Annotated in this window: 14 protein-coding genes and 1 tRNA gene; 5 read left to right on the top strand and 10 right to left on the bottom strand. The window is 42.1% G+C overall.

What is annotated here, in order from left to right; genetic code table 11:
- Positions 1-127 precede the first annotated feature (127 nt).
- Both CKV62_RS01350 and CKV62_RS01345 read right to left on the bottom strand, forming a co-directional pair.
- Positions 128-994 (bottom strand): DMT family transporter, encoded by an 867-nt coding sequence (locus tag CKV62_RS01350; RefSeq protein ID WP_095065078.1) that lies wholly within the window; start codon positions 992-994, stop codon positions 128-130.
- Between the two features lie 164 nt (positions 995-1,158).
- On the bottom strand, positions 1,159-2,040 hold the full coding sequence (locus CKV62_RS01345) for a helix-turn-helix domain-containing protein (protein WP_095065076.1): 882 nt from the start codon (positions 2,038-2,040) through the stop codon (positions 1,159-1,161).
- Positions 2,041-2,559: 519 nt separating this feature from the next.
- Here CKV62_RS01345 and pflB point away from each other — a divergent pair.
- The 3 genes from pflB to pflA all read left to right on the top strand — a co-directional run bounded on the left by pflB (position 2,560) and on the right by pflA (position 5,778).
- A complete protein-coding gene (pflB, locus tag CKV62_RS01340) occupies positions 2,560-4,677 on the top strand; it encodes a formate C-acetyltransferase (protein WP_095065074.1) in 2,118 nt (705 codons plus the stop codon).
- 75 nt (positions 4,678-4,752) lie between these two features.
- Positions 4,753-4,989, top strand: a complete 237-nt coding sequence (gene grcA3 / locus CKV62_RS01335; RefSeq protein ID WP_004693956.1) for an autonomous glycyl radical cofactor GrcA3 — start codon at positions 4,753-4,755, stop codon at positions 4,987-4,989.
- A gap of 12 nt (positions 4,990-5,001) precedes the next feature.
- Positions 5,002-5,778: a pyruvate formate-lyase-activating protein gene (gene pflA, locus CKV62_RS01330; protein WP_095065072.1), complete on the top strand. Its 777-nt coding sequence runs from the start codon at positions 5,002-5,004 to the stop codon at positions 5,776-5,778.
- Between the two features lie 215 nt (positions 5,779-5,993).
- On the opposite strand, the gene CKV62_RS01325 is transcribed toward pflA, so the two are convergent.
- Positions 5,994-6,947, bottom strand: coding sequence for a 2-hydroxyacid dehydrogenase (locus CKV62_RS01325; protein WP_095065070.1), 954 nt, complete (start codon positions 6,945-6,947; stop codon positions 5,994-5,996).
- A gap of 158 nt (positions 6,948-7,105) precedes the next feature.
- Here CKV62_RS01325 and alr point away from each other — a divergent pair, with 158 nt between their 5' ends.
- Complete coding sequence (gene alr / locus CKV62_RS01320) at positions 7,106-8,218, top strand: alanine racemase (RefSeq protein WP_095065067.1); 1,113 nt, start codon at positions 7,106-7,108, stop codon at positions 8,216-8,218.
- Positions 8,219-8,554: 336 nt separating this feature from the next.
- Here alr and CKV62_RS09505 read toward each other — a convergent pair whose 3' ends face one another.
- Positions 8,555-9,547: a PepSY domain-containing protein gene (locus CKV62_RS09505; protein WP_197696282.1), complete on the bottom strand. Its 993-nt coding sequence runs from the start codon at positions 9,545-9,547 to the stop codon at positions 8,555-8,557.
- Positions 9,548-9,911: 364 nt separating this feature from the next.
- A complete protein-coding gene (locus tag CKV62_RS01305) occupies positions 9,912-10,475 on the bottom strand; it encodes a PepSY domain-containing protein (RefSeq protein ID WP_095065065.1) in 564 nt (187 codons plus the stop codon).
- Positions 10,476-10,631: 156 nt separating this feature from the next.
- Here CKV62_RS01305 and fliB point away from each other — a divergent pair, with 156 nt between their 5' ends.
- Positions 10,632-11,531: a flagellin lysine-N-methylase gene (fliB, locus tag CKV62_RS01300; protein ID WP_095065063.1), complete on the top strand. Its 900-nt coding sequence runs from the start codon at positions 10,632-10,634 to the stop codon at positions 11,529-11,531.
- A 144-nt stretch (positions 11,532-11,675) separates the two neighbouring features.
- On the opposite strand, the gene CKV62_RS01295 is transcribed toward fliB, so the two are convergent.
- From CKV62_RS01295 to CKV62_RS01275, 5 genes are all read right to left on the bottom strand, one after another.
- Positions 11,676-11,751: transfer RNA gene (locus CKV62_RS01295), tRNA-Thr, on the bottom strand.
- 49 nt (positions 11,752-11,800) lie between these two features.
- Positions 11,801-12,430 (bottom strand): hypothetical protein, encoded by a 630-nt coding sequence (locus tag CKV62_RS01290; RefSeq protein WP_095065061.1) that lies wholly within the window; start codon positions 12,428-12,430, stop codon positions 11,801-11,803.
- On the bottom strand, positions 12,427-13,107 hold the full coding sequence (locus tag CKV62_RS01285) for a hypothetical protein (protein ID WP_231968347.1): 681 nt from the start codon (positions 13,105-13,107) through the stop codon (positions 12,427-12,429). Before CKV62_RS01285 ends, CKV62_RS01290 begins: the two co-directional genes overlap by 4 nt.
- Positions 13,108-13,365: 258 nt before the next feature.
- Positions 13,366-14,025, bottom strand: coding sequence for a hypothetical protein (locus tag CKV62_RS01280; protein WP_095065059.1), 660 nt, complete (start codon positions 14,023-14,025; stop codon positions 13,366-13,368).
- A gap of 212 nt (positions 14,026-14,237) precedes the next feature.
- Positions 14,238-15,143 (bottom strand): metal ABC transporter substrate-binding protein, encoded by a 906-nt coding sequence (locus tag CKV62_RS01275; RefSeq protein ID WP_095065057.1) that lies wholly within the window; start codon positions 15,141-15,143, stop codon positions 14,238-14,240.
- Positions 15,144-15,193: the final 50 nt, after the last annotated feature.

Here is a 15,193-nt window from a genome sequence, read left to right as displayed (position 1 = left end):
CTTCCTATCTAAATAAAAACCCTCCTAAGTGAATACACTCAGGAGGATTTTAGACTATATCGATTACTACAAGTCAAAAGTATAATTATACACTATTTTTAGATATAGAATTTTCTATTTATAACAATCACCTATATCGATTAAACAGAAATAATGATCCTAAAATGACCGGTGCCCCAATATAGAGCCCCATATTAGGAATTTCTCCCAATAAAAATGCGGCTACAATAGCTGCCACTATGGGCGAGATATACATAAAATTGGTTACATCTGAAACCTTTTTCGCATGTTCCAAAGCAAAACTCCAGAATACAAAGCCTAATGCACTAGATAGGAATGCTAAATAGGCCATAGCAAATTTCGCACTAATCGGTGCCACAGCAATCATTTCAATAGCATGTTCCGCAAAAGGCAAAGCCATAATAGCTCCCGTAAACATAGACCACATAGCAATGGTAATAGGCTTATATCCTTTTAAACTAAGTCCTCGATTTAGAATATTATACACTGCAAAGAGTATCATACCTAACAAGGTCCACAAGGCTCCTACAGGAATAGTAAGGGCGGAATTCCATAGAATGATTATGGCTACACCTATAAAAGCCGTTATTGTAAACAGCCAACCTATGGGGCGGATTTTATCTTTATAAACGATCATGGCCATCAGCGCTGTCGTCATCGGAGTCAAAGCCATAATAATACTGGATGTGGCCGCCGGAATTGTGCGCAACCCTTCATTAAATACAACTTGGTAAACGAAATTGCCTGTAGCGCCCAACAAAATATATAGTCCCCATTCACGCCATGTTGTCGGTATGTGTAAGCCTTTTACAACACCAATTACCAGCATAAGTAAGGCTCCACCCATAACCCTTGCTACAGAAAGCGTTAATGAATCTACGGATTGTAATGCTATTTTACTGAAAGGAAATGCAGTAGCCCACACAGCAATAGTAGCAGAAGCACCTAAAAGTGCTTTCTTTCGATTTGTCATTAACATCCACCTTTCAACAATATTCGCATATACAATCTATTATACCTTTTACCTCCTATGTAGGAAACGATTTCTTCCTTATTGGTTCTACAAAATGTACAACAAATTTGTAGGAACAAGTAATAAAACTTTATGAAAGCTATGTTGCAGGAATAGCCCTGTAATTAAGGCAACTGGTTACTTAGCTTGACTATTGTAAGTTCACTATTGATTCCATTAATTTCAATGCAATTTTCTGATTCAGCCACGGAAAAATCATCCACAGGATTTCCACATTCTTCAAAGAGCAATTTAGTACGAATACCTTTTTTCACCGCTTTGAAAGCATACTCATGAGGAACATGCAGACGAGATTTCGCCGATATCTGATTTACATCAATTCGTCCCGTATAATCCGCTACATATATATCCATTGGAGAGTTGTTATCCAGCTCTATATGACTGTTACCGCCGGCAATATAAATCTCTTTAGCCGCTCCATCCAGCTCAAACTTTTCACTATCAATATCAAACAGTTCCAGTTTTTCACAATGGGTCGCTAACTCCGTATCTCCCATGTATTTTTCAGGCAAATTTATAAAAATCGACAGATGTTCTTTTACAAACTCCTCGGATAAGGATTTGGAACGATTTACATCCACATCGATACGCCTCTTAATATCATCGATTTTTACTTTCACCAGTTCCGTCAAATTTTCAATAGTATCACTGACCAGTTGAACCTTTATCTTCTCACCCTCTCCAGCTCTCATTTTTACATGATTAACAGAACCCAATTTAATATCGAAATGTTTTATCTCATCGATATCATATTCTACAACGCTTTCATAAGGATATCGAGGTTTAACCGCTTCTTCTGAAAGCAATTCATCCACAGAGACATTGAATACACCTGAAAGGGCCTTTAAATTCGAAATATCCGGCATCCCACTGCCCGATTCCCATTTTGTTATGGCCTGTCTCGACACATTGAGCGTTTCCGCCAATTTTCCCTGAGATAATCCGGATTGTTTTCTATACTCCCGTAATTTTTCATTAAAATCCATAATGTGACCTCCTATTTTAGGCAATATCAGTTACTCTTCAACAAGAGCTGCTCAGAGTATAGTATATAGTGTCAGTGTAGAAAAGAAACGCTTGTTTTCCTGACCGGCAACGTTCCGTAGCATCGCAATATACGTGCATTTATAGAGACTTACAGGCTGATTCTGTACAAGATATAAACGGCCTCCGAACAGTACACAAATATAAACTATCCGATCATACTATTGAATAATCCGTCTTCATCCTCTTTAATGAAATTTTCATACCCTTCAGTAATATTGATATGCAATTTCATATTATTATGTATGCATCAAGTGAGATCGCAAAAAGAAAAAACTCATACAAGCCGCTATATACAAGCAAACTTCAACAATTCGACTTATGGAAATTTATAAAATACTTCACAAAATCGCATAGTATGTATTGAAAATCTATATCATCTATTTATTGTGGAATTGTTACAAACATTGTACACTATAGGCATAGAAATCTATACTTATATCCATTTATGGAGGTGCAAGATGCAACATACTGCATGGAAAGATTTTAACACAGGTGTGTGGGATAAAGCCATTGACGTACGTGACTTTATTCAGAGAAATTATATCCCCTATGAAGGGGACGACTCCTTTCTTGCCGGTCCTACAGAACGAACCACAAAATTGTGGAACCAGGTACTGAAGCTTTACGAAGAAGAACGCGAAAAAGGCGGCATGCTTGATGCCGACACTTCCGTGGCAACCCACATCACTGCGCACGCGCCAGGATATATCGACAAAGACCTTGAAACCATCGTCGGTTTACAAACGGACAAGCCTTTAAAACGCGCTATGTTCCCATATGGCGGTCTGCGTACGGCAAAATCCGCTATCGAAGAATACGGTTTTAAAATGGATCCCCAAACGGAAGCCTTCTTCAAAACACATCGCAAAACTCACAATGACGGTGTATTCGACGTATATACACCGGAAATGCGTGCAGCTCGTACAGCGCATATCGTAACGGGCCTACCTGATGCGTATAGCCGCGGGCGTATCATCGGCGACTATCGCCGTATCGCTCTTTACGGCGTAGATTACCTCATCGAAGAAAAAAATCAGGAATTTGCTATCACCATGGGTGATATGCTGGAGGATGTCATCCGCGATCGCGAAGAAATCAAAGATCAGATCCGTTCTCTGAAAGAATTAAAAGAGATGGCGGCCTCCTACGGCTACGACATTTCCGAACCGGCAAAAGATGTACGCGAAGCGATGCAATGGATTTACTTCGGCTATCTCGGTGCCGTTAAGGAACAGAACGGTGCGGCTATGTCTATCGGACGTAACTCCACATTCCTCGACATCTATGCGGAACGCGATCTTCGCAACGGTACATATACAGAGGAACAAATTCAGGAATTCGTAGACCATTTCATCATGAAATTGCGCATGGTACGTTTCGCACGTATTCATGAATACAACAACTTATTTACCGGTGACCCTGTATGGACTACTGAATCCATCGGCGGTATGGGTACCGACGGTCGTACGTTAGTGTCCAGGATGTCCTTCCGTTACTTACATACATTACAAAACTTGGGACCTGCACCGGAACCGAATCTCACGGTATTGTGGTCCCCTCGTATGCCGATCGGCTTCCGCCGTTTCTGCGCGAAGTTATCCATCGCCACATCTTCTATTCAATATGAAAATGACGAATTGATGCGCCCTAACTCCGGAGATGACTACGCTATCGCATGTTGCGTATCCCCAATGCGCATCGGTAAGGAAATGCAGTTCTTCGGAGCCCGTTCCAACCTTGCGAAATGCTTACTGTACGCTATCAACGGCGGCGTAGACGAAAAGCTTAAAAAGCAGATCGGTCCTAAATATCGTCCTATCACATCGGAATACCTCGACTTTGACGAAGTATGGGAAAAATTCGACGACATGATGGAATGGCTTGCCGGCGTATATGTAAACGCTTTGAACATCATCCATTATATGCACGATAAATACGCCTATGAAAAATTGGAAATGGCGTTGCATGACCGCAAGGTGACACGTTGGTTCGCCACCGGTATCGCCGGACTTTCAGTTGTAGCCGATTCCTTATCCGCTATTAAATACGCTAAAGTAAAACCTATTCGAGATGAAAACGGCATCGCCGTCGATTTTGAAACGGAAGGTGACTTCCCTAAATACGGTAACGATGACGACCGTGTAGATAGCTTAGCGGCTATGGTTGTTTCCACATTCATGAACAAGATCCGCAAACACCCTACCTACCGTCAATCCGTTCCTACTATGAGCTTGTTAACAATTACTTCCAACGTCGTATACGGTACCGCAACAGGTTCGACTCCGGACGGTCGTAAAGCAGGTGAAGCTTTCGCTCCGGGCGCTAACCCTATGCACGGTCGCGACTCTCACGGCGCCGTATCCTCGTTGGCATCCGTAGCTAAAATGCCATGGCGTGATTGCTCTGACGGTATCTCCAATACTTTCTCCATCATTCCGGACGCATTGGGTAAATCTGGTGAAACATTTGTTTCCCTGAGCGATTTTGATATTGAGTTAGACCCTTCTCAACTGCCTAACGCCAATACAAATTTCGCATGCAGTGAACCAAATGTTACTATAGAGGAAGATAAATAATATCTTCCACGGTATCGAACTGCTTTCACCGGCATCGATACGAGTGTCAATCTTGGTTGAAAGGAGGTTATACCCATGAGCAACCAACAAGTTGATAACTTGGTAGAGTTATTGGATGGTTATTCCCAAAAGGGCGGCCATCATTTGAACGTCAACGTGTTTACTCGCGAAACATTGTTAGACGCCCAAAAACATCCTGAGTTGTATCCTCAATTGACGATTCGTGTATCCGGTTATGCGGTGCACTTTAACAAATTGACAAAACAGCAACAGGACGAAGTTATTTCCCGTACCTTCCACCAACGTATCTAATCGAGGTTTTCTATGACAGGACGTATTCATTCGGTTGAAACGATGGGTACGGTTGACGGTCCGGGCATGCGCATGGTGGTATTCCTGCAAGGATGTCCCATGCGCTGTGCTTATTGTCATAATCCCGACACGTGGAATGAAGACAGCGCGGACGCTAAATTCATGACCGTTCAGGAATTATGGGACCAGTACGAACGTAACCGCCAATTTTATACTAATGGAGGTATCACCGTCACCGGTGGGGAAGCTCTCATGCAAATCGATTTTGTTATCGAGCTTTTCACATATTTCCGTGAAAGAAACGTCCATACCTGTTTAGATACAAGTGGAATCTGTTTTGATCCCCACCAGGAGGTGGCCTACCGTAAATTGCTCAATGTCACCAGTCTCGTCATCCTAGATCTGAAAGAAATCGATCCAGCCAAGCATCTATGGTTAACGGGTAAACCGTTGGAGCCCATACTCGGGTTTGCCAGATTGACGGCTGACGTGGAAGTTCCGATTTGGGTTCGCCACGTAGTGGTTCCGACCATTACGGATAATGCCGATCGACACTATCGGCTAGGATTTTATCTGGGGACTCTGAAGAATTTACAAGCTGTTGACTGCCTTCCCTACCACGTTATGGGGGTTGCCAAATACAAGGAACTAGGTATTGACTATCGCCTTGAGGACATACCCGCCGCAACAAAGGATATGGCTGCACAGGCTTCAAAAACAGTATTGGAAGGCATCAAGGCCTACCGTCGCCATTGGTGGAGTCCCATCAAAACACAACAACAATCATAATCAAGTTTGAGGATAACTACCTCCCTTGATATATATACTCATATATACTAGGACTTGATCTATGATATTGCCCTAATCAATAGAGCCGCCCCCTTACAACCGGGGACGGCTCTTATTGCGTTTATAGACTATTTTGATGTCTTCAGTTGGTATACTGATTTCGGTATTATCAGTGCATTATTCTCTTTTATATTCAGTTTATTCTAATATCTATTTTATTTAGATACTACATTAATCGGTTCACCTTTAAAGAAGGCCTGCACATTATCTCGGATAATACCTACGAGCCGTTGACGTGTTTCAAGGCCTTTCCAACCCATGTGCGGAGTAATGATAACATTATCAAGTGTATAGAGAGGACTGTCCTCTGCAGGCGGCTCCACCTCCTGTACATCAAGACCTGCCCCAGCGATACGTTTAGCTGCTAATGCTTCACAGAGGTCCGCTTCATTAATGAGGGGACCACGACCGGTATTCACAATGACCGCATTAGGCTTCATCTTAGAGATTGCTTCTTTATTAATAAGATGTTTAGTCTGGTCATTCAATGGGCAATGTAATGTAATATAATCACTATTAGCTAGCAATTCATCAAGGCTCACATAACGAATACCGTCGCCATCAGCCTTTGGTGTGCGTGTATGAATAAGAATATTCATACCCAGAGCTTTCGCCACTTTTACCACTTCCATACCGATGTGACCGGCACCGATAACACCTAACGTTTTACCATTAACTTCTGTATGACTCACCTGTAGATATTTTGTAAAATTACTGCGGTCCCCTTTCGCAAGCATCACAATCTGCTGCTGCATGGTGGATGCAAAATTAAGGATCATCATAATCACCGTATGTGCGACACGTTCCGTGCTATAGGCCGGAATATTGCATACGGTGATCCCCTTTGCTTTCGCCGCATTAAGGTCGATATTATTATAGCCTGTTCCCGCTTCTACAATGAGTTTCACAGTATCAGGGAACTTTAAAAGCAAGTCAGCATCAACGGGTATTTCTTTTGTAACAACAACACGAGCACCTTGAATCCGTTCAATAAGCTCAGCATTTGTACTATTATCATAAACCTGTACATCATTAGATAATATGGAAAAATCTAAGGCTTTATCGTAATTCATTTTACTGGCATTTACCACTACCACGCGTTCATTCATGAGAGCCTCCTCAAATTCTTGTACAATTATAGAAAACTTTTAATAACATATATATTAATTATACTACATAGAAATTATAAATTTCTTTCATAAAAGTATTGTGTAATTCCTTAAAAGTTATACAATAAAAGTAATGTTACATAGAATTGAGGAAGACCATGAGACCTACCTATTTAACCATCAATACAAGTCTCGTTCGCGAGAACTTGCGTAAAATTAAAGACAGCTTACCGGAGTGGAGTACCTCTACGGCGGTCATCAAAGCCAACGGCTACGGCCACGGCAGCGTTATGATGGGCCGTATCGCCGTCGAAGAAGGCTACGAGTCCTTAGCGGTGGCCATTCCGGAAGAGGCCATTCCGTTGCGTCATGCGGGTATCATGGTCCCAATTTATCTGTTAGGGCTCACAAGGCCGCAATCCTTTGAAGTCATTGCCGATACAAATTCCATCCCCGCCGTATGCGAATCTACCGATTTAGCGGCACTTAATCAGGTGGCGGACAATCACGATATGATTATCAACGTCGCTGTCGCCGTCGATACAGGCATGCATCGCATCGGTATCCGTCCCGAAAACGCCGTCGATTTCATCAAAGAGGTGGAACAATATCCAAATCTGGCTGTTGATGGATTCTTTTCACATATGAGCAATGCCGATGCGGCGGATCAGACACATGCGCACAGCCAGACGGAAAAATTTCACAAGATGGTCGATGAAATTCGTGCATTTCGTCCTGATGCGGAATATCGTTTTTCCCTCGCCAACAGCGCGGGGCTCTTGTCTGTAAAGGACAGTCTATTTACGGATGCACGCCCCGGTATCATCCAGTACGGCATCATGCCGTCCCTTGATGTACCGAATCGTTTAGGGCTAAAACCGGTTCTCTCCTTTCACAGCGAGGTCGTACACGTACAGCACCTCGATGCGGGCGAAGGTATCGGCTACGGCTCCACGTATGTAACGCCGGAACCGATGACGATTGCAACCATCCCCGTCGGTTATGCGGATGGCTATCCGCGCAGTCTTTCAAACCGAGGCACCGTTCTCATTCACGGCACCCGTTGCCCTGTAGTGGGACGTATCTGTATGGACCAGTTCATGGTATCCGTACCGAATACGATTACCGTTAAACCGGGGGATAAGGTGGTTTTGCTCGGCTCACAGGGTCACGAAAGCATCTCCGCCCTTGAAATTGCGGCCCTCGCATCGACAATCCCGTACGAAATCTTCTGCGGATTCTCGGAACGAGTACCTCGGCAATATATATAACAACAGAAAAGATTAACTACAGAAAAAGGCCCGTCCGTCATGGACGAGCCTTTTTCTGCTGTTCCCTATACGTGTTTTACCGTGAAGTAAGTTACGTTCTTATTGTGAGAGAGTATTATATAGTGTATAACTTATGAATGGAAAGGAATCGAATTCATAAGGGGGGCCCCCTGAACAATAGACGGCATAGGAGAGAGTCAATGTTTGTCTATCCTATCCAGGGGGCGCATGTGTGTGTTGTGTATTATGTGTGTGTCTTGTGTGTATTGTGTGTATAGTGTTTTTCTGTGTGTCTCAGAGTTCTTCACAACAGCATAGGGACAGCCCCAGGAAAGCTTATTTCACAGCTTTCCCTGTTTTCGCATCCAATGTGATGTTTACAGGTTTATTCTGTGCATCATGGAATTGGATATTATACAAAGGAGTTCCGTTCTTATTAGCTACGGACCAGGAATCGATGCCGGTCGCTACATTGCCCGTTTGTTCATAAGCAGCATTGATAGCTACATGCGGAGGTAAAATGGTACCCGGATCGATAGCAGCTGTATCCATGGATTTGTCATAAGCCTTTGCAGGACCTTCTGTAACATTACCTGTAGCTACATCTAATTTCATGGAATGTGCACCACTTGTATTGAAACCTTCTACTTCATAGACAGCTGTTTTGTTTTCTGCTTTGAAAGATACATTGGTAATCTTGGAGTTACCGTATTTAGTTTCAAATTGATCTAATAGCTGGTTAGCACCTACTACGAATACGCTGTTTTCATCAACTACGCCGGACGGTTGAGCCGGAGATTTCACATTCTTCGTCATCACTTGTTTACCATCTTTTTTAGCGACATTTTTTTCACCTTTAATAGGATCGGCTTTTTCAGGTTTTACGGACTTTTTCGCATCTATCGGTTTGATTGCTTTATCGCCCTTATCACCTTTAATCGCTTTGTCACCTTTGTCGGCTTTCATCACTTTATCGGCCTTGTCAGCTTTTGTTACCTTCTCAGCTTTTAATCCTGTTGTATCAGCATCAACAGCGTCAACTGTTCTGTTGGATGCACGAACTACCTTCGTTTGACCAGGGGCCTTCGCCGCTGTTGCAGTGTCTATCGCAGGCACAGGAGCTGTAGGAGTTGCGGCACTAGCGGCAGCAACGGTTCCCTTCGTTGCAGTCGGTACCGGAGTTGGATCCATAGGAGCAACAGATGTGGTTTCCTCTTGTTGTTGAGTTACCGGTACCGGCGTTATGTCTGCCGCAGTCACCGCTACGGTAGCACCGAATACACCTGCTACTGCTAAGGCTATACTATTTCTTAAAATAGACTTCTTCATGATATCCTCCTTCTGTTTCGTCGTTCTCTTTCGTTGAACTGGTACCCATGTTACAGAGGGTCTATGAACTCAAAATGTAGAAGGGTTCAAATTTCGCTCTATATCGGTGAAAGCAAAATGAATTTATCGGTAATTTTCAGAAAACTTCAGTATTTTCTGTTTCCATTTAAGTCCTATATGAACACTGTACAAAAGGCCTCTGTTCCCTTATTTACGGGACAGAGACCTTGATAGCATCATTCTCATCACAGCAGGTTATATCATTCATGAGTAAACGTTCACAAAAATGTCGTAAAAATTTCTGACAACAAAAAACAGCAGCTTCCAAATACATCCGACATTGGAGCTGCTGTACAATTACATATTAATCATCAAATTTAACGGATAACAATTTACCGGTCATAGCATCTATGCGCACCGCTACCTCATGAGAATCATCGGTTCCGAATACAACCTTGTAAACCGGTTTACGGTGTTCGTTATGTACGGACCAGCTGTTAAGGCTTACAGCGCGACCTTTAGTCTGGGCAAACGCGAAATTCACGACCGCTGCAGGCGGTAGGATCTGGCGAGGATTAAAGGCCTTCTTATTTAACGACTTGCGATAATCCCCGTCTCGTTTTTCAAAGATCTGATTGGTCGCATAAATATATATGAGCTCATATTTTCCGCTTTCATTGAAGCCATCCACTTCGTACTTGATCTGTCCCCCATCGGCATCAAAGGAGATTTCCGTGATGGCCGCATCAGGATGATTCTGAATAAATGCATTCAACAAACCGTTGGCCCCTACAATGGCCGCATGACTTTCATCAACGACCTGTACGGTCGGCTGAACAGGCACCAATTTCGCCGATGCCACATTCGGCATGCCGAACGCAGCGGCTAACGCTAAAACTAAACTACCTTTTACAAATAAAGATTTCATAAGTTCCTCCATACATAAAGCACATGTATCTATACACTATATATTACAATTATACACTATATTCATCAGTTTCAAACATAATAATTTTCGATGCGTAAAATTAGCGTCCGTGATACAATGCATATAGTATTATTATCCCTTTACAAGTGAGCATTTATGATTTCAATTTATCCAACCATTTACCATACATTTCAATGCAAGGCCGACAAATGCGAAAATACATGCTGCCAACTATGGACTATCGACATCGATGAGGCCACCGCCCGGCGTTATCGGACGATGCCCGGACCTCTTGGTGAAAGCTTGCGCAGCGCCATAACCGTCGACGATGACGGCAGCCACTTTGTCTTTACCGATAAAAAACCGTATTGTCCGTTACTAAACGAACAAGGTTTATGCAAGGTCGTCTTAGAACTCGGCGAAGAAGGCCTCTGCGAAACATGTCACATGCATCCGAGATTCTATAAATATATCGAGGACTTGGAGCTTTGCGGAGTAGGTCTTGCCTGTGAGGCCTCCGTCGAACTGTTGGAGCGAGACGCCTTACAATTTACTATCGAGGACGACGACAACGAATTCGATACGGATGAGACAATAACGTTATTAAATGTGTTTCAGCTGCTCGGACTTGGCTTAGAGCCTGAACTTTTACAATATACACCGACACCGAGCGCAGACTATTATGCGAACCTGTTGAGTCTCTACAAAACGACAGAACCGATCGATGCAAAATGGACAGTCCAGTTAAACGACCTTTCTGCCCGTATATCGATCTTAGTTGATACGGTTACGAACTATGTAAAAACTGACGGTAAAACACAATATGATGCGACATTTTTCAATAAAGTCTATCAATATATTCTGTATCGCCAAATCGATATGCTCGCCGACCATTCCCTGGAAGCTTTGCTCGATTATGCAAAAGACGGCACGGAGTATATCCTGATGACCGGTGCCATCAACGGTAAGCCGCTGCAACAAGTCGCCAGATGGTCCCAACAAATCGAATACGACGAAGATAATGTGGAACTGCTGCTGCAAAACTACGACGCGTAAAATATAACCAAGCCACAATTTAGCCTCGAGATTATTTATTCCTAGGCTTATAGAACAGAATGTATATTTTTAATACCGATGCACACTATGCCATCGATGTAAAAAAATAACCGCAAGGACAAACGGCCTTGCGGTTATTTTAGTTGGAGCTGATAATAGGATTCGAACCTACGACCTACTCATTACGAATGAGCCGCTCTACCAACTGAGCTATACCAGCATATGTATAGATTTATAGTACATCTATATACAGGTATTGTCAATTTATATTATTTCAATACGGTATGAAGCCATTGATTCCAATGTTGGAGCACCGAAATGGACAGTGCCGTTACGATAAACATAACCAAAAAGGTCTTGGCAATTCCTAAGTTTACATAACGACGCATGATTTGCGCAGCGATAAATACGGCATAATACTGACTGAAGGTCGTGATAAAATACGCTACATCAACTATGTATCGTCTCCACGACAGAGTATATAAGACAACCCCTATCAAATGAATTAAAACTATGATTAACGTGCGTAACGCGTTCATATAGGACAGGCCATATATGTAATTCTGTACAACCCCTTTATAAGAGCCTCGGCCACCGACAAGGTCCAATAAACGCCATAAGATACATCCGCCCAATACGACTTGAACCACGAGAAAAGAAACACTTGCTAATGCAGTAATCCCATCAAATTGAGGCAATCCTTTCAGAAATTTAACGCCCGTAACGGAAATTACGTCTGCCACTACAAATGGTGAAAGATAGGTAACCAAATATAAAATGATGGTGGAAGCCACCAAGTTGATCAGAGCCTTTCTAAAGGTTCCGCCGTCAACAATATTCCAAAATGATCTGTCACTTAATTTTGTAAAGAGGTGTAATATTTCTTTATACCAGCTCATAATGTATATATACCTTCAAAAATACTACAGATAATCGCAGCCCCAACCATAACAGCCACACCTTCAAAGACGGAACCGCTGACACAGGCACCGATAATACGTCCCACGACATTGAACAACAGCATCAGACTCAACACACATAAGCTCACCAAGCTTATCCCCATAATAATTTGCACCCCTATCGGCAATGTGGCAAGGACCAACAAGACGCCCAATGTTAATGTGATCAAAGCTATCACCAGTTGACTGACAGCCATGATGTGAAGTACCCCGGTAACAACAGTCCGCACATAGAAGGTCCGTTCCCTGGCAAGTGCATACCCGCCTACCACAATAGACATGATAAGAGCTTTCACAACCACCCATAACAGATGTGAAAGGTTCCAGAAATCCTGTTGTGAACATAGTCGATTTACAAAACATCCTAAATCATGATGAGACAATAGCGGTAAAGGAATGATTTGTAATTTCAAGAATATAGTGGAATTGCGTATAAACGATCGAATGGCCTCCATATAAACGCTATCCCCTACAATGGTAAATTGATAACATATGAGTGCCAACACCAGCATAGCGGCGAGTTGCCCATAAACTGTATCGTAACGATATATACGAGCATTCTTATCTTCAATAGGGCTCAATAGGCGATACGCAAATTCTGTAAGACCGGCCAACATATGTTTCACCACCTTTCACAAACACTCAATAAAATGCCTATGTACATGAAACATAGGCATAAATAACTTGCTATAATCAATAGTTTTAAATATATCTATAAATATAAAATATATTTAAAAAATTCTATTTTATTTCATACTCATTATAGCACAAAAGCAAGGCATACAATATACCTTGCTTTTATAAGTCTATATATTTTTACTATTAATACTGACTATGATAATATGATTTATCACTGATCTAATTTCACTACAAAATTACGCATGTAGCCCCTTTAAAAGCAGGAACCCTGCCCCCCATATAATCGCAGCAAGTATCAGAAATGATAATATGGCAATACCGAGCGCAGTTAATCGGGAGATATTAATCTGACGGCTCAACAACGATACACTAACCCAGAAACACCAAAGTATTACGGCATATGATGAATAGACAAAAACCACCAGACCAATATAACGTACATAATTTGAAAGGTTTAACACTATGCAAAATAACAGAAATATCGTCTGCCATATAGCCAGAATACTCTTAAAAATCTGTCCATATGCCATCTCATACCAGCAAACCGTCAATACAGTTTCATAGGTTGTCTCTATCTTAAATTTACCGGCAATCCAGGAAAATATAACCGAGTAAAGTGCTAGAATAAAGTAAAGAAGCACTATACCGAGAGTAATTGAAAATAAACCTTGTCCTACTACCGTACCAAGCTCCGACCCCACCTCGCCTAATGGAACGCCTAAGAAAGCATCGCAGATCAAAGGGATTATCTGACTGCAGAAAATATACAGCAAAAAAGTCATCAATGTGGCAATAAAGCCCTTATGACAGGACCCTTGTTCTACAATCTGAGGAATCCCTCGTTTAAACGGAGCAATTACAAGAGCCCAAATATCTGAATACCATTTTGTTTCCATTTTCCCTCCCAAAAACTAGAACCGAACTATATCGGGCTCATTATATCATATTTTTTTATGAATTAGATACTAAATATTCACATGTAACCAAAGGATATTAGCATATTAATAAAAATATATACTGAACTTGGGTTTTGTCTGCTCCGCACCACTTATTTATCTCTCAAACCAAATAAAACCGGCGACCCGAGGTCGCCAGTTTTATAATTATGTTATTGCAATGATGCAACAATTTTTGTTAGGTTTTCATCCATTCGATCAAGATAGGATTTATTATCTTCATTACTTTCGATTGTATAAATCGTTTCGACTTTAGCCCCTACTTCCTGTGCTAATGTTTTAGACACATCAGGGCTTGCCATTTCCTCTGCAAAAATAGTTGTGATATGATTATCTTTGCAGTATTCGATGAGTTTTGCCAACTGCGCCGCATTCGGTTCACCTTCGGCAAATACATCTTCCACACTGTTCTGTTCCAACCCGAAATCACGGCAGAGATAAGCAAAGGCCGCATGACCAGTTACAAAGTTTTTATGAGGTGCTTTGGCGAATTGGTCTTCATACTTTTTAATCATAGCATCCAATTTCGCTACATAATCGGTATAGTTCTTTTCATAATAGTCTTTATTCGCCGGATCCGCTTTTACAAGGGCGTCTTTAATATTTTTCACTTCGATCTTAGCATTCTTCAAAGACAACCATGCATGAGGGTCTTCTGCTCCATGTTCTTTGATTTCCTCCGGATCTGTATTTTTAATAGTCTCTACACCGTCGGATGCTTTCACAGACACGAGTTTATCATTTTTAGCCGCCGCAATGGCCTGTTCATCCCAAGGTTCCATTCCGAGGCCGTTATACACGAATAACTGTGCCGAGGATAGCTGTTTCATGTTTTCCGGTTTCAATTCAAAATCATGAGGTTCCGTGCCGTCCGGAATAATCGTGGATACTTCCACCTTATCACCACCGATGGCCTTCGCAAATTCCGCCATCGCATTAAAACTTGTTACCACTTGGACTTTCTTATTTGCCTGTTCTTTCGGAGCATCATTACCGCATCCCGCAAATACAGCAGTCATCAATATACCAATGACTAACAACACCAATTTCCTGACCATAGTAGTCCTCCTTTTTTAATACTGATCGCCTTCGCACACAATTAATATGA

The organism is Veillonella rodentium, assembly GCF_900187285.1.
Lineage (GTDB): Bacteria > Bacillota > Negativicutes > Veillonellales > Veillonellaceae > Veillonella > Veillonella rodentium.
The sequence above is the reverse complement of the archived record's forward strand: the minus strand, read 5'-3'. Positions and strand labels throughout refer to the sequence as shown.